The sequence below is a fragment of the Clostridium homopropionicum DSM 5847 genome, assembly GCF_001263795.1.
GTDB lineage: Bacteria > Bacillota > Clostridia > Clostridiales > Clostridiaceae > Clostridium_H > Clostridium_H homopropionicum.
The window spans coordinates 207,031-228,397 of record NZ_LHUR01000012.1 but is presented as its reverse complement, the minus strand read 5'-3'; the positions used below and the strand labels follow the sequence as shown (position 1 = coordinate 228,397).

20 protein-coding genes and 1 other annotated feature are annotated in these 21,367 nt (G+C 29.3%); of the genes, 18 read left to right on the top strand and 2 right to left on the bottom strand.

Features of this window, described 5'->3' with window-relative positions; all coding sequences use genetic code 11:
• The first annotated feature begins 58 nt into the window (after positions 1 to 58).
• From CLHOM_RS04500 to CLHOM_RS04490, 3 genes are all read left to right on the top strand, one after another.
• The gene (locus CLHOM_RS04500) at positions 59 to 1,717 is read left to right on the top strand and encodes a nucleoside kinase (RefSeq protein ID WP_052220495.1); all 1,659 of its coding nucleotides are present in this window, start codon (positions 59 to 61) and stop codon (positions 1,715 to 1,717) included.
• A 78-nt stretch (positions 1,718 to 1,795) separates the two neighbouring features.
• Complete coding sequence (cax, locus tag CLHOM_RS04495; RefSeq protein ID WP_052220494.1) at positions 1,796 to 2,845, top strand: calcium/proton exchanger; 1,050 nt, start codon at positions 1,796 to 1,798, stop codon at positions 2,843 to 2,845.
• Between the two features lie 52 nt (positions 2,846 to 2,897).
• Complete coding sequence (locus CLHOM_RS04490) at positions 2,898 to 3,227, top strand: hypothetical protein (RefSeq protein ID WP_052220493.1); 330 nt, start codon at positions 2,898 to 2,900, stop codon at positions 3,225 to 3,227.
• An 18-nt stretch (positions 3,228 to 3,245) separates the two neighbouring features.
• Here CLHOM_RS04490 and pssA read toward each other — a convergent pair whose 3' ends face one another.
• Positions 3,246 to 3,758, bottom strand: coding sequence for a CDP-diacylglycerol--serine O-phosphatidyltransferase (pssA, locus tag CLHOM_RS04485; RefSeq protein WP_052220492.1), 513 nt, complete (start codon positions 3,756 to 3,758; stop codon positions 3,246 to 3,248).
• Positions 3,759 to 3,919: 161 nt separating this feature from the next.
• On the opposite strand from pssA, the gene CLHOM_RS04480 reads away from it, so the two are divergent.
• The 10 genes from CLHOM_RS04480 to CLHOM_RS04435 all read left to right on the top strand — a co-directional run bounded on the left by CLHOM_RS04480 (position 3,920) and on the right by CLHOM_RS04435 (position 13,365).
• Positions 3,920 to 4,351, top strand: coding sequence for a CBS domain-containing protein (locus tag CLHOM_RS04480; protein WP_052220491.1), 432 nt, complete (start codon positions 3,920 to 3,922; stop codon positions 4,349 to 4,351).
• A gap of 234 nt (positions 4,352 to 4,585) precedes the next feature.
• Positions 4,586 to 5,488 (top strand): YegS/Rv2252/BmrU family lipid kinase, encoded by a 903-nt coding sequence (locus CLHOM_RS04475; RefSeq protein WP_052220490.1) that lies wholly within the window; start codon positions 4,586 to 4,588, stop codon positions 5,486 to 5,488.
• A gap of 446 nt (positions 5,489 to 5,934) precedes the next feature.
• Positions 5,935 to 6,198 (top strand): hypothetical protein, encoded by a 264-nt coding sequence (locus tag CLHOM_RS18120; RefSeq protein WP_139205616.1) that lies wholly within the window; start codon positions 5,935 to 5,937, stop codon positions 6,196 to 6,198.
• A 400-nt stretch (positions 6,199 to 6,598) separates the two neighbouring features.
• On the top strand, positions 6,599 to 7,861 hold the full coding sequence (locus CLHOM_RS04465; protein ID WP_052220488.1) for a magnesium transporter MgtE N-terminal domain-containing protein: 1,263 nt from the start codon (positions 6,599 to 6,601) through the stop codon (positions 7,859 to 7,861).
• A 139-nt stretch (positions 7,862 to 8,000) separates the two neighbouring features.
• Positions 8,001 to 8,705: a spore cortex-lytic enzyme gene (sleB, locus tag CLHOM_RS04460; protein ID WP_052220487.1), complete on the top strand. Its 705-nt coding sequence runs from the start codon at positions 8,001 to 8,003 to the stop codon at positions 8,703 to 8,705.
• Positions 8,706 to 8,798: 93 nt separating this feature from the next.
• Positions 8,799 to 9,035 (top strand) — a binding site (T-box leader).
• Between the two features lie 58 nt (positions 9,036 to 9,093).
• Positions 9,094 to 9,672, top strand: a complete 579-nt coding sequence (gene epsC / locus CLHOM_RS04455) for a serine O-acetyltransferase EpsC (RefSeq protein WP_052220486.1) — start codon at positions 9,094 to 9,096, stop codon at positions 9,670 to 9,672.
• An 18-nt stretch (positions 9,673 to 9,690) separates the two neighbouring features.
• Complete coding sequence (gene queG / locus CLHOM_RS04450; RefSeq protein ID WP_052220485.1) at positions 9,691 to 10,671, top strand: tRNA epoxyqueuosine(34) reductase QueG; 981 nt, start codon at positions 9,691 to 9,693, stop codon at positions 10,669 to 10,671.
• A 42-nt stretch (positions 10,672 to 10,713) separates the two neighbouring features.
• On the top strand, positions 10,714 to 11,424 hold the full coding sequence (locus CLHOM_RS04445) for a lysophospholipid acyltransferase family protein (RefSeq protein ID WP_052220484.1): 711 nt from the start codon (positions 10,714 to 10,716) through the stop codon (positions 11,422 to 11,424).
• 85 nt (positions 11,425 to 11,509) lie between these two features.
• Positions 11,510 to 12,154, top strand: a complete 645-nt coding sequence (gene nth / locus CLHOM_RS04440) for an endonuclease III (RefSeq protein ID WP_052220483.1) — start codon at positions 11,510 to 11,512, stop codon at positions 12,152 to 12,154.
• 56 nt (positions 12,155 to 12,210) lie between these two features.
• A complete protein-coding gene (locus CLHOM_RS04435; RefSeq protein ID WP_052220482.1) occupies positions 12,211 to 13,365 on the top strand; it encodes an NAD(P)-dependent malic enzyme in 1,155 nt (384 codons plus the stop codon).
• On the opposite strand, the gene CLHOM_RS04430 is transcribed toward CLHOM_RS04435, so the two are convergent.
• Complete coding sequence (locus tag CLHOM_RS04430; RefSeq protein WP_161803197.1) at positions 13,362 to 15,593, bottom strand: PAS domain-containing hybrid sensor histidine kinase/response regulator; 2,232 nt, start codon at positions 15,591 to 15,593, stop codon at positions 13,362 to 13,364. The genes CLHOM_RS04435 and CLHOM_RS04430 overlap by 4 nt on opposite strands.
• 261 nt (positions 15,594 to 15,854) lie before the next feature.
• Here CLHOM_RS04430 and CLHOM_RS04425 point away from each other — a divergent pair, with 261 nt between their 5' ends.
• The 5 genes from CLHOM_RS04425 to rpoN all read left to right on the top strand — a co-directional run bounded on the left by CLHOM_RS04425 (position 15,855) and on the right by rpoN (position 21,248).
• On the top strand, positions 15,855 to 17,237 hold the full coding sequence (locus CLHOM_RS04425; protein ID WP_052220481.1) for a VanW family protein: 1,383 nt from the start codon (positions 15,855 to 15,857) through the stop codon (positions 17,235 to 17,237).
• A 172-nt stretch (positions 17,238 to 17,409) separates the two neighbouring features.
• Positions 17,410 to 18,231: a Cof-type HAD-IIB family hydrolase gene (locus CLHOM_RS04420; RefSeq protein WP_052220480.1), complete on the top strand. Its 822-nt coding sequence runs from the start codon at positions 17,410 to 17,412 to the stop codon at positions 18,229 to 18,231.
• Positions 18,232 to 18,368: 137 nt separating this feature from the next.
• Positions 18,369 to 18,854, top strand: coding sequence for a tRNA (uridine(34)/cytosine(34)/5-carboxymethylaminomethyluridine(34)-2'-O)-methyltransferase TrmL (gene trmL, locus CLHOM_RS04415; protein WP_052220479.1), 486 nt, complete (start codon positions 18,369 to 18,371; stop codon positions 18,852 to 18,854).
• Between the two features lie 12 nt (positions 18,855 to 18,866).
• Entirely contained in the window at positions 18,867 to 19,709 is an 843-nt protein-coding gene (locus tag CLHOM_RS04410; protein WP_052220478.1) for a DegV family protein, read from the top strand.
• A gap of 171 nt (positions 19,710 to 19,880) precedes the next feature.
• Complete coding sequence (gene rpoN, locus CLHOM_RS04405; RefSeq protein ID WP_175478646.1) at positions 19,881 to 21,248, top strand: RNA polymerase factor sigma-54; 1,368 nt, start codon at positions 19,881 to 19,883, stop codon at positions 21,246 to 21,248.
• The last annotated feature ends 119 nt before the right edge of the window (positions 21,249 to 21,367 follow it).

Genomic DNA, 21,367 nt, shown 5'->3' with positions numbered 1-21,367 from the left:
TTTACTCAAAAGATAGATATAAGTTATAATCTTAGTAATATACACCTGGAGGGATATTATGGATAGAATAGCTTTAACTTTAAGTAGTGGAGAAAAACTATTTATTAAAAAAGGGAATAAGATTTATGAAATAATAAAGGAGAATAAACTAAAAGGGTATGAAGAAACCCTTATTGTAAAATTTAATGGGAAATTAACAGAGCTTAGCTATAGAATTCAAGAACCTGGTATTTTAGAACCAGTAAGCAATCTAAATAAGATATCAATTAATACTTATATAAGAACTCTTCAATTTATTTTTATAAAGGCTGTATATGACTTATTTCCAAATGCGATTTTAGAGATTGAGCATACCTTAAGTAAAGGTATTTATGGAGAAATATATAAGGAACCGAAACTCAATGAAGAGGATATAGAAAAAATTAAAGATAAAATGAATGAAATAATTGAAAAGGACTATAAAATAAATAAGGTAATACTGGATAAGGATGAAGCAATTGAAATATTTAGAAGCTACGGATTGGAAGATAAATGCAGAATTTTAAAATATTCGCGTGATTCTAAAATTGAGCTTTATGAACTAGGAGGAAGGTATGATTATTTTTATGGACCAATGGCTTTTTCAACTGGGGTTATAAAAGTTTTTGACTTAATGCATTATTCACCAGGTTTTATTCTTATGCCGCCTAAAGAAAACAATCCAAAAGAGGTAATAGAATTTATCGAGCAAAAAAAATTGGCTAAGATATTCACAGAGGCTGAAGACTGGGCTAGAATTCTTCAAATTAAGGATATAGGAGCACTAAATCATAAGGTAGCTAATAAAGAAATAGTTGATATGGTTAGAATTGCAGAAGCACTTCATGAAAAAAAAGTTGCTTATATTGCAGATATGATAAAGGACAGAGAGACAGTAAAAGTTGTTTTAATTGCAGGACCATCCTCTTCTGGTAAAACTACCTTTACAAGGAGGCTAGCTATACAATTAAGAGCCAATGGCTTAATTCCTGTGCCTATATCATTGGATGATTACTTTTTAAATAGGGAAAATACTCCAAGAGATGAAAATGGAGATTACGATTTTGAATCTATATATGCCTTGGACTTAGAGTTATTTAATGATAACTTAAGAGATTTGTTAAAGGGAAAAGAAGTAAAAGTACCTCAGTTTAATTTTTTTACTGGCAGCAGAAGCTGGCATGAAAAGCCATTAATTATTCCTGAAAATGGCATAATGTTAATCGAGGGAATACACGGTTTAAATGAAATGTTAACACCATCAATTTCAAAGGAAAATAAGTTTAAAATTTATATAAGTGCTCTAACCCAGTTAAACTTGGACAATCATAATCGAATATCAACAACTGATGTAAGAATAATAAGAAGAATAGTTAGAGATTATTTATCAAGAGGATATAGAGCAGAGGATACACTTAAAATGTGGCCATCTATACGAAGAGGTGAGGAGAAAAATATTTTTGTTTTTCAAGAAGAGTCAGATGTGATGTTTAATTCCAACTTAATTTATGAACTTTGCGTATTAAAAAAATATGCAGAACCTGAGCTTAGAAAAATAAGTGAGGATAGTCCCGTCTACTATGAAGCCCTAAGACTTAGAAGTTTTTTAGGTTTAATAAAGGATTTAGATGGGGATTTAGTACCAGATAATTCTATATTAAGGGAATTTATTGGAGGCAGCTGTTTCTATAAATACTAAGTTTATCGAGTAACTATTAATACCCCCTAACCATAAACTAGAAGGAGACAAAATATTATTTTTCATGCGGGGGTTTATATGATTAAAAAATATTTATTTATAATAATAGCTATAATAAGCTTATTTATTAATACTTCTTCTAGTTTAATTAATACAATAGTGTATTCAATTGGAGTTATACCTCTGGCAATACTTTTAGGAGATTTTACATCGGATTTTTCTCAATACGTGGGGGAAAAAAGAGGAGGATTATTAGCAGCAACAATAGGTAATCTTCCAGAATTAATGATGAGTATGTGGTCAATTAGTTATGGTATGATATCTATGGTTAAATCAGCTTTAGTAGGGTCTATTATTAGTAATATGCTTTTAGTTCTTGGAATTTCAATTTTTTTTGGAGGAATAAGATACAAAGAACAAAGATTTAATAGACTAATCGCAAGAACAAATTTTAATATGCTGCTTTTAGCAATGTCAGCAATGGTAATCTTAGCATCTTTAAATCACTATAGTAAGCTTTCTAGTCAGGTAATGTTTAACATAAGTTTGAAAATTTCTGTTGTATTAATAGGGGTATATTTACTAGGTCTTGTGTTTTCTCTCTATACACACAGTAATCTATTTGTAATAAGCGAAATAAAGGAAGAAATTATAACTAAAGCTGGTAAGAAGAGAAGGAACATGATAATTATAGGAATAATTGTATGTTCAATAATACTGTTTTTAATTAGTGAGAAGCTTGTATTCAATGTAAAAGAATTAATTACTAATTATAATTTATCTCAGCAGTTTATTGGAATAATATTCATTCCCGTTCTTGGAAACATTGGTGAAAATTTTTCTGCTATAATCTGTGCAACAAAGAATAAAGTGAATATGAGTCTTGAGATAGCTATAGGGTCAAGTATTCAAATTGCTTTATTTGTAACACCTCTACTTGTAATTTCTTCTTATTTTTTAGGTATGCAAATGAACTTTGTATTCAGTAATTATCAAATTATTATGAGTTCAATTGCAATTGCAATGTCCTTCTTTGTATTTCAAGATGGGAAAACCTATTGGTTAGAAGGGGCAATTTTAATTGCTATTTATTTAATGATTACCATGGGTTATTATTATTTAGCATGAAATCAGCATAACCTAAATATAATAATTATAAATTAATCTTTTAGGTGATTTCATGGGAAATAGAAAGGTTATTCAGACTTACTATTCTGATTTGAATAATTTAAGTGAATTACTCTTAAAATTAGTTAATTCATATAGAATATTAATTGGAGGAGCAGATGAATTAAATAAAATAGCCCTATCAAGTAAAAGTGATGTAAAAGAGGCTTTAAAAAGAGCTGATAAAATTGGCGATTTAATTGATGATGTAATTGAAGTATTAGAGCATTCAAGTAGTAATTATTCTGAATACTGTGATATTAAAACTCAGCTATTGAAAGAAAGGCTTTCAGTTGAATATGTATACACAGAAATAGAGCAGGATTTAAGTTTTAAAGAATAAAAAAGTGTGATTAATTTGTCACACTTTTTTTATCTTTAATTTACTAATCATAAGATAAGATAAAACTATTATAAGTATACTAGTTATCATAATATTTGAAGCATTCTTTAAAGTTATGAAAGAGTATAGAGACATAAACATTCCTGCAACAGTAATTGGTACTCCCATAAAGGAACCTTCAAACTCCGTACAATTATATCTTGCTAATCTGTATGCACCTGCTAAAGGAAACAATAACGCAAGCAAATAGCCTAGAATTCCTAAATTCATCATATCATATAGATTAAAAACTAAAAGCGAAGGTGCAACGCCAAAGGAAACTAAGTCAGCAAGGGAGTCTAATTCTTTCCCAAGTTCTGTAGAAGCATCTAAAAATCTAGCGATTCTACCGTCATACCTATCCATAATTCCAGCTAATAATATAAACATACAGGCTGATTTATAATCTCCTTGAAATGTCATAATAAGGGATAAAAGTCCACAAGCAAGATTACCTAAAGTAAAAGCATTTGGCACTGCGCTTTTTGCCATTATAAAATCACTCCTAAATAATATTCAATAAAATTATAAGTTCAGAATTAGTATGATACTTATTATCTAATTATATATTATTTTAAAGAAATATTTAAGGGAAAAATATATTTTAATAATATTATTTTTTTGGGTAAAAATAAACACAGGAGGTGATTGAAATGGAAGTAAGAAATATTATGACTAAAACTGTCGCTACAATTAACCCAGAAGATTCAGTAGAAAGAGCTGCTCAAATGATGAAAGAATATAATATAGGTTCTATACCTGTATGCAGAGGAGAAGAAGTAGTAGGTATTATAACTGATAGAGATATCACTCTAAGATCATCAGCTACCGGTGAAAATGTTCATCAACAAAAGGTAAGAGAAGTAATGACATCAAATCCAGTGGTAGGAACACCCGATATGGACATAAAAGATGCAACAAGAATAATGAGTGAAAGACAAATTAGAAGACTTCCTATAGTGGAAAACAAGAAAGTAGTTGGCATTTTGGCACTTGGAGATATGGCTGTAGAGCCAAATTTTGCAAACGAAGCAGAAAGTGCCTTAAGCAGCATATCAACTCCAGCCACTCCAAAAATGCAATAAATTAATTTATCTTAAGATAATTAGAATTATAATAAGGTAATCTAATTAAAAGTCTATGAACTTAATTGTCATAGACTTTTTTACTGTTATATTATAGAAATTTTAATAATTCGATACAATTTATAGCTTTTATTACTTGAATATATTTTGCTATAATATTATATTAAAAGAGGTAATTATAAAAATATAATAAGCTGAAAAGAATATTATATCAAAAACGAGGAGAAATATAGTATGAATAAAGTAAAGTTTATATATAATCCTTTTTCAGGTGAGAATACAATAATTAATGATATTGATAAGGTAATAATGGTCCATCAAAATTATGGATATAATATTGACCCTTTTAGAATAAGTAAGGAGTTCAGATTAGAAGATGCTTTTGCAAATTTAGATGAAAGTTATAAGTACATTCTGATTGCAGGAGGAGATGGTACCGTAGACCAGGTTGTAAACTGTATGAAAGGACTTAAAATAGAGCTTCCTATAGCGATACTTCCTACAGGGACTGCAAATGATTTTGCTAAATTTATGGGAATACCATTAAATGTTGAAAAGGCTTGTGAGCAAATAATAAATAGTGAGCCAAAGAATATAGATATTGGGAAAATAAATAATAATTATTTTGTAAATGTTGCAAGTACAGGATTATTTACTGATGTATCTCAAAAGACAGATGTTAATTTAAAAAATACTATAGGAAAACTTGCTTACTATGTAAAGGGAATAGAGCAGATACCAAACTTAAGAAAGCTTAGTATAAATGTAAGTTCTGATGAGGTGAACTTTAACGGAGATATGTATCTAATGTTAGTTTTTAACGGTCAAACAGCTGGAAATTTCTCTCTTGCATATAAAGCAGACTTATGTGATGGAATGCTTGATGTAATTATTATTAAGGCTGGAATGTTAAAGGATATAATTTCCTTATTTATAAAAATGTTAAAAAGCGAACATTTAGAAGATGTTAAAGGTCTTTTATATTTTAAAACAAATAAGCTTAATATTGAATGTTTTGAGGATATTGTTACGGATATAGATGGAGAAAGGGGACCAGATTTTCCGGTTACAATTGAGTGTATTAAAGGCGGCATTAAGGTATTAGGAGTAGTTAATACAAAAAATCAAAAAATATGAATAAAAAATATTACTGTATAATAATTATAGATAACAACAATTTTATGGGGATAATTTAATTGAAGTTTTATTTTTATTTAATGATATTGTTATTTATGATTTTTATTATATATGATGGGCTTAATAAAACTATTAAGTATGCACCTAATAAGATCAAACTTATATGCTCAGTAATATTCACCTTCTTAACATTAAGGTATATTTGCTTGATATACATGTTCTTTGCCAACAATATTGTATATTTATATTTTTTAAAACCAGTATATTTTCTGAACTTTATATATGTTCCTTTAAGCATTTTGGTTACCACATATATATTGATAAGAAATGATAAGATTAAATTTTCATTTATATTTTTAATAGCTATAATCTTAGGAGTAGTTTATTCATATTTAATATATAACTTTCCAATTAGGATATGTATAGGCAGTTTTGGCGGTTACTATATGGAATTTACAAATAAAATTCTCGTATTTATTCCATATATTATTTTGAATCTAATATTACTAGGATTAATATTGGCATTTTGCTTTAATAGAATAAAGAAGACAGGAAAGGTGCTTCTTCTGCTTTCTTCTAGCTTAATAATTATTGAAGCAATTTTAATTTTATTAGGCTTTGGTTTTATTAAACATATTATAATTAGTGATGTATTGGGAATTCTTGCATTGAATTATAGCATTGAGAAATTAAAAAAATCAGCCAGATAGTGTTTATCTGTCTGATTTTTTTAAATGTATAAGAGAAACTATGAAAATTTAATCCAGAGTTAACTATAGTGACTTAAATAAATATTTTTAATGTAATTGATTAAATACGGTTGCATTTTAGGAATTATGTAATATAATTTATATTAAAGAGAGAAATTTGTAAATGAAATTATGAAAAATTGTTTGAGAAGAGGTGAAATAAATGGAAGGTGGTCCCCTTAGTAGGAGATCGGAAAAAACTTTAAAATTTAATAGTAACATAGAGGAGATTAGTTTGAATTTAAAAGTTGACAATTGAGAGTTGATAGTGTGTATTTTATTTGATATTTTTACTGTCAATTGCCAATTGTCAATTTTTAAGTTTATTATGGTATTCCTCTATGGAAAAGGAGGAATATCCATGAGAAAGCTTAGTAGTTTTTATTTAAGCGAGGCACTCCATAGAGACATTTACGATGAATATGGTGATTGCATTGGAAAACTAACTGATATATACGTTACTACTGGAGATGGATATCCTAAAGCTATAGGATATAAAGTGAAGAGTGGTGGAGAAGTATATAACTATGAATTTAGAAATGTTGAATTTTGCAATGAAAATGGCAAAATTCAAATAAGGGCAAGAGGAGTTAAAGATATTATTCCTAGAGCTTATTCTTATCTTCTATCTAAGCATTTATTAGACAAACAGATTGTTGATGTAAATGGTAAAAAGGTTGTAAGAGTTAATGATTTAAGAATTGCAAGTATTTCTAATGAAATTAGAGTAATAGCAGTTGAAACAGGCTTTTTAGCATTAAGCAGAAGATATGGAATTGGATGGCTTATTCAACTTTTGTATAAGCTATTGAGAAAGCATCCTAATAATAAAGTTATAATGTGGGATGATGTTGAGTCATTGGAAATGGTTGAAGATAGCTTAAAAATATCAGTACCTTACAAGAAAATTTCTGAGCTGCACCCTGCAGATATTGCAGATATTTTGGAGGAAGTTGATTTAAAGTATAGAAACAAAATATTTGAAAGCTTAGATAAGCATCTTGCCGCAGATACACTGGAGGAAATTGATCCAGAAATTCAAGTAGATATATTAGAAACTATGAATCAATCAAAGGTTCCAGAAATTTTGAGCAATATGTCTAATGATGAAATAGCAGATATCCTAGAAGAATTAGATGAAGAAGCAGCTGAAAAACTACTTATGAATTTAGAAAGTGATGACGTTGAAAAAGTAAGAGACCTTATGAAGTATGAAGAAGAAACTGTAGGTAGTATAATGAATACGGATTTTGTAGCGTTAAACGTAAATATAACAGCTGGGGATACTATCGAATTATTAAAAGAGCTAAAACCTGATGAAGAGATATCACACTATATATATATTACTGATCAGAATGAAAAGCTTCAGGGAGTTTTAACATTAAATGATTTAGTATTTTCAGATTCAAATGTAAAGCTAAAAGAAATAATGAATACGGAACCGATAGTTTTAAGAGATGATGAAGAATTAGATTCAGCTATGAGTAAGTTTGTTAAATACAATCTTATAACAATACCTGTAATAGATAATGAAGAAAAATTACAAGGTATAGTGATTATAAACGACATTATTGAAGAATTGTTCGAAGATAAATGGAAGAAAAAATTTAAAAGAGCAGTATAGTTTTTTAGAAATAGAGCTTGTATTAAAATATAAGCTCTATTTTTGTTAGACTATGTTTTAAGTGTATTTTTTTCAAATTTGCACAAAATAAATGTAAATTAGACTTTGATTCTAATCTATATTTAGGAGGAGACTTTACATGAAGAGAAAATTAGGCATAATGAGAATAGGTGTACTAATAATAGTTCTAGTATTCTCCTATGTAAGTACATGGAATATTTTAATCCATTATGGACCTATTAAAACAGATACTTTTAGGTACGGCTCAAGAGGAGTTATAGTAACAGAAGTTCAACGAAGATTAAAAGCCTGGGGGTATTATAAAGGCAATTTAGATGGAATATATGGATACGAAACTTACTTAGGAGTAAAAAATTTTCAAAGAAAAAATGGGCTTACAGTAGATGGAATTGTTGGAGATAGAACATTAGCTGCTCTTGGTATAAATGCTGGGCCCAGTAGTAAAACTTCATCAAATACTGCATCTTCAAATAATTCAGATGTTATGTTACTTGCAAGACTAATTAATGGAGAGGCTAGAGGTGAACCATATGAAGGTCAAGTTGCTGTAGGAGCAGTAGTATTGAATAGGGTAAAACATCCTAAATTTCCTAATACTGTTGCTGGAGTAATTTATCAGCCAGGAGCTTATACTGCAATAGTTGACGGACAAATACATGCACAGATGGAAGCTAGTTCTATAAGGGCAGCAAGGGATGCCATAAACGGGTGGGATCCATCAGGTGGAGCAATATATTATTTTAACCCTAATACAGCTACAAGTGCTTGGATTTGGTCAAGACCGCTTATTAAAATAATAGGTTCCCACAGATTTTGTAAGTAGAGAGCCCAAATTTTTAATTTGGTTTTTTGAAAAATTGTTGACAATTTATATTCTAGTCCATATAATGAAAATATAATCCTTACTAAAATAGTAGGAAATGCAGTGAAGAAGGAAAGTAATGTAAACAAGATATTCAGAGAGGAAATCATAGGCTGTAAGATTTCTATATGGAGTTTATATGAAGTGCCCTTCGGAGTTTTGCACCGAAATTACAGTAGGCTGCAACGGGATTACCCGTTATAGTAATAAAGCATTTATTAATAAGTGCTTGAATGAGGTGGGATTTTATCCAATTAGAGTGGAACCGCAGAAGATAGCTTTGTCTCTAGATTATTATAGAGATAAAGCTTTTTATTATTCACAATTATTTTAATAGGGGGAAATTAGTATGTTTAAATTCATTAAAAGCATTAAATATGACATAGATAATGTTCTAAAAAATGATCCAGCAGCTAGAAGTTCGGTAGAAGTATTTTTCTTATACCCAACAATTAACGCGTTGATTCATTATAAAGTAGCTCATTTCTTTTATGAGAGAAGAATTTTTTTCATAGCAAGGTTGATTTCGCAGTTTGCAAGATTTTTAACTGGAATTGAGATTCATCCAGGAGCTAAAATAGGGAAAGGGCTATTTATTGATCACGGAATGGGCGTTGTTATAGGGGAGACTGCCGAGGTAGGAGATAATGTTCTTTTATACCATGGAGTTACTTTAGGGGGTACTGGTAAAGAGAAGGGGAAAAGACATCCCACTGTTGGAAATAATGTTGTTATAGGAGCTGGAGCTAAAATCCTAGGACCTATTACTATAGGAGATAATTGCAAAGTTGGTGCTAATTCTGTAGTGCTTAAAAATATACCAGAAGGTTCTACTGTTGTTGGAATACCAGGTAAAATCGTAGAAAGCAAAAATACTGAATTGATTAATATAGGGGATTATGAAAAATTTAAAAGATGTGCAGAATGAAAGGTAAATTAATATAAAATGGATTATAAAGTTAGTATTAAAGAGTATTGCAATAATCTTGGATTAAATCTAGTAGGATTTACGCATTGTAGAAGCTTTGATGAGCTTAGAGACTTTTTTACTAAAAGAAAAGAAAAAGGAATAGAAAATGAGTTTGAGGAAAGTAATATAGAAAGAAGAGTGAATCCGTTTATTTATATGGAAGATGGTAAAACCATTATTTCTATAGCTTTTCCCTATGGGTATGAAAGTAAAAATAATGAATTGGTATATTTTTCTAAATATACTCGCGGTGAGGATTATCATCAAGTAGTTTCAAAGTATTTGAAAAAAATATGCAGCTTTATTCAAGGCTTTGGTGGAGATGCGATATATTTTGTTGATAGCACAGGGCTACCTGAAAGATATATCGCTTATCTATGTGGTATTGGATTTATCGGTAAAAATGGAATGTTAATTACAGAGGAGTATGGTTCTTATGTTTTCTTAGGAGAAATAATAACTAATCTAGAAATACAAGCGGATAAACCAATGCTTTTAACCTGTGAAAATTGCAATCTTTGTATAGAGGCTTGTCCTACAAAATCAATATTAAAAGAACAGAATAATCCTAATATATGCTTATCTTATATAACTCAGAAAAAAGATGTAGAGGATAAATGGTTCAAATTATTTAATGGAAGACTTTTCGGATGCGATACTTGTCAGGAGGTTTGCCCACGCAATAAGGAAGTTAAATTTTCTACCCTTAAGGAATTTAAACCTAAAGAACATATGGAGAACCCTAATATTAAGGAGTTAGTAAATATTAATAAGAAAGATTTTAATGAAAAGTATAAGATAACCTCTTGCGGCTGGAGAGGTAAAAATATTATTCAAAGAAATGCGCTTATAAATTTATCTAATAAAAATAATATGGATGAAAATAGCATAAAAAATATAAATTCATCTTACGTTAAAGAATATTATTTTAGACTTTTGAAAAATTCTAATTTATAATGTATTATATATACAGATGAATAAGAAGGGTGGAATAAACTCATGATATCGCCAGCTATGACTAGGATAATAGGACACTTACCGAAGGGGCTAATTAGATTTATATCACATAGATTATTAGAAGGTTATGTAGATAAGTATGCTAATATAACTGTTGAAAATGCTAGCTATCTTAAGAGTATAAAAGAACCAGTAATATTTGTATGTAATCACTTAAGCAATTCAGACGCTCTAATTCTAAACAGGGTACTTAAAGGTCTTGATGTAACCTTCGCAGCAGGGGTAAAATTAAATGATAATTCATTAACTAGTTTAGGAATAAGCATAGTTAAAACTACTCCTGTTAAGCCAAATTCTGCTGATAAGGAAGGCATAAAAAAAATTATTGACATTATAAAAGGTGGAGGTAAGGTGTTGATTTTCCCTGAGGGTACTAGAAGTAGAACAGGAAAGCTGATACAGGCGAAAAAGGGTATAATTTTAATTGCCAGGTTATGTAAGGTTCCTATAGTTCCTATTGCATTAACAGGAACAGAAAAGCTTTTACCAATAAATAAAGAAGGAAATATGGAATTAGAAAAGTTTTATCATGCAGATGTTAATGTTAAAATTGGTACAAGTTTCACTATCCCAGCTAAAGAAGAAGGAGAAACGGGAAAGGACTATGATGAAAGAGCTATAAATTTTCTTATGGGAAAAATTGCAGAACTACTGCCAGAGGAGTATAGAGGGGAATATAGTCAGTTATTTTAGGAAGAATATAAGTAGAGGCAAATTTCACCTCTACTTTTTTAATTTGTGGTATAATGGCAATGAACATAATTACGAGGTGAAAACTTTGAAAAAAGAATTGAAAAAAAGAGTAATAGAAATACTAGAAAATACATATAAAGGAGCTAAATGTGGTTTAGATTTTAATAGCCCATATGAGCTATTAGTATCTACAATATTATCTGCTCAATGTACAGATGAAAGAGTAAATGAGGTAACAAAAGAGCTTTATAAGAAATATAATACTCCGGAGGCTATGGTTACCTTAACTGAACAGAAATTAGGAGAAATAATTAAAAGCTGTGGTTTGTATAAAAATAAAAGCAGGAATATATTAGCGGCATCTAAGAGTATTTTAAATGAGCATAATGGAAAAGTACCTGAAAACATGGAAGAATTAATTAAGCTTCCTGGTGTAGGAAGAAAAACTGCAAACGTAGTTTTATCAAATGCTTTTGGAGTTCCAGCTATTGCAGTGGATACACATGTTTTTAGGGTTGCTAACCGAATAGGCATAGGAACAGGAAAAAATGTAGATCAAGTAGAAAAAGAATTGATGAAAAACATTCCTATGGAAAAATGGAGTGATGCTCATCATTATATAATATGGCATGGAAGAAAGATATGTAAGGCTAGAAATCCACAATGTAGTGTATGCCCACTTTCAGAATGCTGTGAATATTATAGTAAAAATAAGCCTAGTCAAAAATAATTGTGGATTAGGGGCTAAAGATGATAATCTAAAAAATAATTTGGGGGGATACTAAGATGAACGTAAAAGAAGAAGCATTAAAAATGCACAAGGAAAATAGGGGCAAGTTAGAAGTTAAAAGCAAAGTTGCTGTGAACTCAAAACATGATTTAGCTGTTGCATATACTCCGGGAGTGGCTGAACCTTGTCTTAAAATTAAAGAAGATAAAGAAAAGGTATATGAATATACTTTCAAAGGCAATACAGTAGCAGTTGTAACTAATGGAACAGCAGTATTAGGACTTGGAGATATCGGTCCAGAAGCATCTCTTCCGGTTATGGAGGGAAAAGCATTACTATTCAAGGAGTTTGGCGGCATAGATGCATTTCCAATTTGTATTAATACTAAAGATCCTGATAAGATTATTGAAACTGTAAAGTTAATAGCTCCAACTTTTGGAGGCATTAATTTAGAGGATATCAAAGCACCTGAGTGTTTTTATATAGAAAGAAAGCTTAAGGAAGAGCTTGATATTCCTGTATTTCATGATGATCAACATGGAACTGCAATAGTGGTTCTAGCAGGGTTATACAATGCTTTAAAGTTTATAAATAAAAGGTTAGAAGAAGTTAGAATTGTCATAAATGGTGCAGGAGCTGCAGGCATATCTATATGTAAGCTATTATTATTAGCAGGAGCAAAGCATATAACTATGTGTGACAGGCAAGGAGCAATAGTTGAAGGAGAAGAGTGGCTAAATGAAGCTCAGAAGGAGATTGCTTTAGTTACAAATAGAGAATTTGAAAGGGGAACTATTGGAGATATCATTAAAGGAAAGGATGTTTTCATAGGTGTTTCTGGTCCTAATGTATTAAATGAAGAAATGGTTAAATATATGAATAATGATAGCATAATTTTCGCAATGGCAAATCCAACGCCAGAAATTATGCCTGATATAGCTAAGAAAGCAGGAGCGAGAATAGTAGCTACTGGAAGATCTGATTTTCCTAACCAAATTAATAATGTTTTAGTTTTTCCAGGAATATTTAAGGGCGCTCTTGAAATAAGATCAAAGGATATAAGTGAAAAAATGAAACTTGCAGCGGCAAGAGGAATTGCAAATCTTATTTCTGATGAAGAATTAAATGAGGAGTTTATAATTCCTGATGCTTTAGATAAAAGAGTATGTATAGCAGTAGCAGAAGAAGTAAAAAAAGCAGTTGTTGATTAACAACTGCTTAATACATTATTTAAAGAATTGCTCAATTCTTCAATAGTATAAGGTTTATTTATTACTCCTTTGAAACCGTGACGTTTATAATCGCCAATTACTCCTCCAGAATAATACCCACTAGATACAATTGCTTTGATACAAGGGTCAATTTCTAGAAGATGTTTTATAGTTTCTTTTCCACCCATTCCTCCAGGAATAGTTAAATCCATAATTACAGCATCGAAAGGAGCTTTAGAAAGTTTAGCTTCTTTATAAAGCTGTATCGCTTCTTGACCATCCTTAGACAATTCCACAATATATCCCAAATGCTTAAGCATACAGTCTAAAACATCTCTAATTTCAGGCTCATCATCCATGACCAATATTTTTCTTGAACCTATAGAAATAATTGATTTTGTTTCTTCAATTTCAATTGGAATGCTATTGCATGCAGGCAAATAAATTTGAAAAATTGTACCTTTACCTATTTTCGATTTTACCTGGATTTTTCCATTATGTTTTTGGATTATCGAATAGGAAGATGTCAGACCAAGTCCATTACCTGTCTTTTTGGTAGTGAAGTAAGGATCAAATATTTTAAGCAAATTATCTTCATTAATTCCATAACCTTGATCTTTTACAGATATTTTAACGTAATTTCCGGCTTTAAGTCCTAATACATCATTATCTGTTAAGTGTATATTTCTTCCAGTAATATGTATAGTTCCTCCATTAGGCATTGCTTGGCAAGCATTTATAACCAAGTTATTTATAACTTGACTTATTTGACCAATATCAATTTCAACGGGAGATAAATCCTTAGAAATACTTAAATTACAAATTACATTAGATCCACTTAAGGATAAATCTACGGTTTCTCTTATTAAGTTATTAATATATGTAACCTTCTTTATAGGTTTATTTCCTTTAGCAAAGGTCAAAAGCTGTTTCGTCAAATTTTTAGCTTGAAACACAGTCTTTTCTATATCTACAAATTTTTTAAATACTTTATCTTCGCAGTGCGAATAAGTTTTAAGCATTGATATATTACCTAAAATTATAGTTAAAATATTGTTAAAGTCGTGGGCAACTCCACCTGCTAAGGTTCCAATAGAATTAAGCTTTTCTATTTTTAATAATTCTTCATCAGATTGCTTCCTTTTTGTAATGTTTCTTACTACAACAATAACCTCATCCTTTGAAAGAGGAAGAAATCTAGCTTCATAAAATTTAATTTCGCCTTTAACCTCTAACTGATATTCTACTATAACTAAAGAATTGGTCTTTAATGCTTTGATGATAGCTGATTTAAATTTTAGTGCTACCTCAGGAGGCATAACTTCTTGTATTGTCTTACCAATAAATTTTTCTTTAGGTAAATATAATTCCTTTTGATCTTCGACCTTGCAGTCAAGGTAAGTACCATTTTTGTCTAATCTAAAATATAAATCTGGAAGGGCTTTAAAAATTAACTCAAATTCTGAAGTTTTATTAAGTAAACATTTTTCTACATATTTTCTATTAGTGATGTTAAGACCAAATCTAATTGAATGCCAGTTAGATATATTAAAATCAAAAGAGGCAGAAAACCAAGTAATAGTTTTTTCGCTTCCGTCCTTGCATACTATATTACTTTCTACGTCTTTAAAGTTATCTCCTAGAGTAATACACTTATTAAATAACTGCTTTCTATAATCTATGTCAGGATATAGAAGATAGGCTATATTCTTTAGTGATATAGCTTCTTTTTGAGAATAGCCAGTAATATTTTCACATTCCTTATTCCAGAAAAGAATGTTATTATCTTTGTCTAGAACAAACATCATTATTGGAATACTGTTTAATATATAGCTTAATTGTTCTTCTTTTTTAATTAGAGATAGCTGAAATTTCTTATATTCTGTAATATCTTCAAGTATAATTGTGATTGATTGGGAATCATAAAATGAATTATTTACTTTAATAAATTCAATTTTAAAATATAAAACCTTTTCATAATAACTAAATTTTTTTTCTAAGATAAGCTTTAATTGTTCATTTTCCATAAAAGTTTTTAGGTCATTATAAAAATTAAGGTCTCTACTAATTAAAATAAAGTCATCATCACTATCACTTATATTTAAGCCAAGTTTTCTTAACAAATTTTTGAAGGAAAGATTCATACAATTTATTTTAAAGGATTCGTCTATTACTATTAAAGGCATAGGCAATTGCTGTAAAATATCTAAATTGGTAGTATCAATCATATAATATATAAACCTCCTTGCTGGAACAGTGTTAATAATTTCAAAAACATACATTTTGAACTAAATATATATTATATTATTCTACCTAATAGAATAAAATCCTTCCTATAATCACCTAAAACTACAAAAAAATATAAAGATTATTAATATTATTGTAACTAATAATCTTTAACAATATTTTATAATAATAATATGAGACATTCCATGTGTAATTTACGTACATATTGTAGTATAATAAACTGGAAAGAGGGGAGAAACATCATGAGTAGACAAAGAAATAATAAGAGCGATAAAAAAGCTTCGAAGAAAGTTAGAAATCTAATCTTTTCAATTTTTTTATTAGTAGTGTCTGTAGGAGTAAGTTATATATATTTTACAGAACAAAAATTTAATAACGTAATATATCCTCAGGTTAAAATAGAGGGAATGGATTTTTCAGGTAAAACAAAAGAAGAAGCTATTAAAATCCTAAGAGATAATTTTGGAGATGCAATTCTTCAGAAAAAGGTAAATATAAAGGCTTTAGACAGGAATTATTCAATTTCTTTTTCAGAATTAAATGCTAAGTTTAGCATAATTGAAACAGTAGATGAAGCTTTAGCTTATGGAAAGACATCAAATATTATATCTAAATTTAAACTTATAAAGAGTCCAAATCCAAAGGAATTTAATTTGAAGTTTACTTATAATCAAAAGCCTTTAGAGAATTTAGTGAAAAGCATTGAAAAAGATATAAATAAAAAACCACAAGATGCAACTATAAGTTTTACAGGAGAAAAGTTCCAAGTAAGTGAAGACGTAGAGGGTTCTGAACTAGATAGTGATAAACTAAAGAAAGAAATTCTTTCAAGTATTAATGGTAAAATAAGTAGTGATATAAATATTCAAGCTCCAATAAAAACATTAAAACCTAAAGTTACTGCTGCAAGCTTAAAACAAGTTAATACAAGAATAGCATCTTATTCAACAGATTTTAGCTCTTCTTCAGAAGCAAGATCAACAAACATTAGAGTTGCAACTGCTAGCATAAACGGTAAAGTATTAATGCCTGGGGAAAGCTTTAGCTTCAATGAAGTAGTTGGTGAAAGAACAAAGGAAAGAGGATATAAAGAAGCTGGAGTTATTATTAATCAGCAATTGGATTCAGGACTTGGGGGAGGTATTTGTCAAGTATCCTCAACTTTATATAATGCTTTACTAAGTGGGAATATTAAGACAACAGAAAGAATTCATCATACTTTTCCTTCTAGTTATGTAGGAATGGGATTAGATGCTACTGTTGATTGGGGAAATATAGATTTGAAGTTTAAGAACACCTTTGATTATCCTATATATTTAGAAGGATATACAAAAAATAAAGTAGTGTATTTCAATATTTATTCAAATAGCGAGTTAGCAAAAAGAACATATACAATCTCTACAGAAGTTTATGATAAAATTGAGCCGACTATTAAATATATTGACGATCCTACTATGCCTGAAGGTAAAACTGAGGTTGTAAAGAAGCCTTCTACTGGATATAGAGTTAAGGTTTATAGAAATATATTTGAGAATGGCAGGTTTATTAGTAAGGAACTTATATCAAATGATTACTATGTTCCTATAAATGGAATTACCAAGAGGGGAACTAAAAAAAGCAGTTAGTACTTTATTTAAGAATTTTACGACGTAAAATTCTTAGTGACCAGTAACCAATTCCCAGTAACCAGTGTTATTAATCCTACTGGCAACTGGTCACTGGTTACTGGTTACTTAAGAAAAATGCGTCGCATTTTTCTTCTAAGATGAATGCAATTAAAAACGGGGAGAGATGAGCATGACATATAAGCTTATATGCTTAGATATGGATGGTACTCTTTTAAATGATAGAAAAGAGCTAACAGAAAGAACAAAGGAGGCTATAAAAAGAACAAATGAAAAAGGTATTCTTATAGCTTTATCCACGGGGAGAATATTTACATCAGCTAGATACTATGCTAATTTATTAGGAATAAAAGCTCCAATTATTGCATCAAATGGTGCATATATAAGAGAGAAGGATAATGAAAAAATAATATATAAATCTACAATAGATAAAGAAAATTGCCAGAAACTATTAGAAATAATGGATAAATATAATTTGAAATATTATTATAATACATTTGATACTGTAATTTCTCCCAAACCATTTCCTAAAGGATATACTTACCTTGAAATGAACCCAGATCTTCCAGAGGATATGAAGGTAAAACTTTATGTAACTCAAGATATAAAAGCAGAGTTTATAAAAAAAGAAATGGAAATATTGAAGTTTATATGTATAAGTAATGATTTAAATAAACTAAATCAGGCTAAAGAAGATATTATTAGAATAGGCAACTTTGAAGTAGCAAGCTCTCTAGGAGATAATTTTGAAGTTATGAATAAAGGGATTACAAAAGGAAGTGCAGTTAAGGCACTAGCTAAGCTTTATGGATTTAAGATGGAAGAAGTAATATGTGTTGGAGATGGAGAAAATGATTTATCAATGATTGAATATGCTGGACTTGGAGTTGCCATGGGAAATGCTCCTGACTTTGTTAGGGGAAAGGCGGACTACATAACAAGCAGTAATAACGAAGATGGAGTGGCTGAACTATTAGAAAAATTTTTTCTCTAACACATAATTATTGTATATTCATTCAAAGCTTTACAAATACTATCTCTAATTTAGTGTAAGGAGATAGTATTTTTTTACTTTACCTTATTTCATAATTAAGGTAATATAATTATGTGGCATGTAAGGGGGGAACAAAATTGAAGGTAAATACACCTAACTTAAATGTAGTCTTATTTCAACCTGAGATACCTCAGAACACAGGAAATATAGGAAGAACCTGTGTTTTAACTAACTGTAAATTGCATCTTATTAAACCTTTAGGCTTTAATTTAGATGAAAAGCAGGTAAAAAGAGCAGGTTTAGATTATTGGCCATATTTAGATATAGAAGTGCATGAATCATTTGAAGATATGATTTCTAAATATCCAAACTCTAGAGTATTTCTTTCTACAACCAAGGATTCTAATTATCAATATCAAGAAGTTAAATATGAACAAGGAGATTTTATTGTTTTTGGAAGAGAATCCTCAGGATTACCAGCTGATATAAGAAATAAATATCCAGATACTAGAATAAGAGTTCCTATGATTAATACTACAACTAGATCTTTAAATCTATCCAATACTGTAGCCATAGTTGTATATGAAGCTTTAAGACAATTAAAATTTCCGGGAATGAAATAGGGGGGACCTGTTTTGGAAAAAATTAAAATAATAACTGATAGTACTTGTGATCTAAATAGACAAATAATAGAAAAATATGATTTGGAGGTAGTTCCTCTAATTGTTAATTTTGGAGAGGAAAGCTATTTGGATGGAGTAGATATTGATATTAGGGAGTTCTTGAAAAAAATTAAAGAAAGTGATATATTTCCTACAACTTCTGGGGTAAATCCTCATAGATTTTACGAAATATACAAGAAATATTTAGATGAAAGTTATAAAATTATATCAATACATATATCATCTAAAATGAGTGGTACATATCAAGCTGCATGTATGGCAAAGGAAATGCTGGAAACTGAAGATATAGTTGTAATAGACAGTAATAATGTTACAGCAGGTTTGGGATTACTAGCCATAAAAGCAGCTGAAATGAAAAATGAAGGATGTAGCTTAAAACAAATTGAAGAAAGGATACTAGAAATTATTCCACATGTTAAAACTGCATATGCTTTTGCTAGCTTAGATAACCTTGTAAAAGGAGGTAGATTATCTAAGGCAGCTGGTGCTATAGGAAGCTTACTGAATATAAGACTAATCTTAGCAGTAGTTGATGGAAATATGGCGGTACTGGACAAGGTTCGAGGTACAAAAAAAGCAATAAAAACAATATTAAATTATATAGATGAGAATACCTTGGATGAAAAAGAAAATACAATAGTACTGCATATTGACAATGAAGATATTTTACCAATTCTAAAGGAAGAACTTTCTGAAAGAAAGGTTAATTATGTAGAGTGTGAAGTAGGATGCGTTGTAGGTACTCATTCAGGACCTAATGCTTGCGGAATTGCGTATATTGAAAAATATATTTAAATTAGAGTGAATATAGTAGAGTTAATAATAAAGAATGTCGCGAAAATTGACATTTTTTATTTTTTTATAGCTATATAAAGAGAAAAAATAAATATTAATAATTAAATTAGCTAATACTTATGGTATAATATTAATGCAGTAAAAAATGCAAAGTGGTGATAAGGTATGAAGATGGAGTTCAAGCTCAATTTAACACAAGAACAAAAGTTAATTATGACTCAGCAAATGCAATTATCAGTTAAGTTACTCCAAATGTCAAATTTTGAGATTCAAAGTTATATAGAAAAAGAGATTCAAGAAAACCCTGTACTAGATGCTGAATATAAAAAAAATGAAATTGATTCAGGTAAATCTACAGAGGAAATTGACTATAAAAAATTCATAAAGTATTTGGAATTTGATGACTATGGTCACGGAAGTTATTCTAAGGATGAAGAAGAGGTTTCTCCATTTAATTTTATTAGTGCTAAAAGATCATTAAAAGAATATTTAATTGAACAAATTATAGAGTTGGACGAGAGTAATGAAATAAAAGCAGTATGTAAATATATGATAGAAAATATTGATGAAAGAGGCTACTTAGATATAACTCTTGATGAAATTCAAAAAGAGTTAAATATTAGTAAGGAATTATCTGAAAAAGCTTTAAAGGTTATTCATGGATTAGATCCTTTAGGAATTGGAGCTAGAGATATAAAAGAATGCTTAACTCTTCAACTAAAGTATAAAAATGTAGAGGATGAAAACCTATTCATAATTATTGAAAATTATTTAGAAATGATTGCGGAAAATAAATATAACATAATAGCAAAGGATTTAAAAATAAGTGTAAAAGAAGCACAAGAATATGGAGATATTATTAAATCCTTAGAACCAAAGCCATCTAGAGGATTTTTTACTGGCGAAGAAATTAAATACATTATTCCTGAAGCCTATATTAAAAAGATAGATGGAGAATTTTGTATTATAATGAATGATGGCTTTATACCGAAATTAAATATTAATCAGCTATATAAGCAAATTATTAACGGAGAAGAGGACAAGGATACTGTAAAGTTTGTAAAAGATAAATTAAATAGTGCTGTTTTTTTAATAAAGAGCATTAGGCAAAGAGAAAGTACCATATACAATATACTTGAAAAAATTGTAGAAATTCAAAAGGATTATTTTCAGTTTGGAGAAGAATATTTAAAACCAATGACATTAAAGGAAATAGCAGACAGCTTAGAAATACATGAATCTACCGTAAGTAGAGCTATTCGTGACAAATATATTCACACTGAGAGAGGGACAATTAAGATAAAAGATTTATTTACTACAGGCATTTCTAGTATGGATAGTTTTGATGATATTTCTACAAAATTAATAAAAAAAGAAATACAAGAATTGGTAGATGCTGAGGACAAGAAAAAACCTTATTCAGACCAAAAGATTTGTGATCTACTTAAAAAGAAGAATATGGATATTTCTAGAAGAACTGTTGCAAAGTATAGAGAAGAAATGGGTATTAAATCTTCGAGTAAAAGGAAAAGGTTTTAATAAGAAAAGGGTTAATTACCTTTTTCTTTTTTTTGTTAAAAATATCTTTTACAAAATTATAGAATGGTATATAATAAAAGTGGGACATAAATATATACACATGGGACTAAAAACGACCA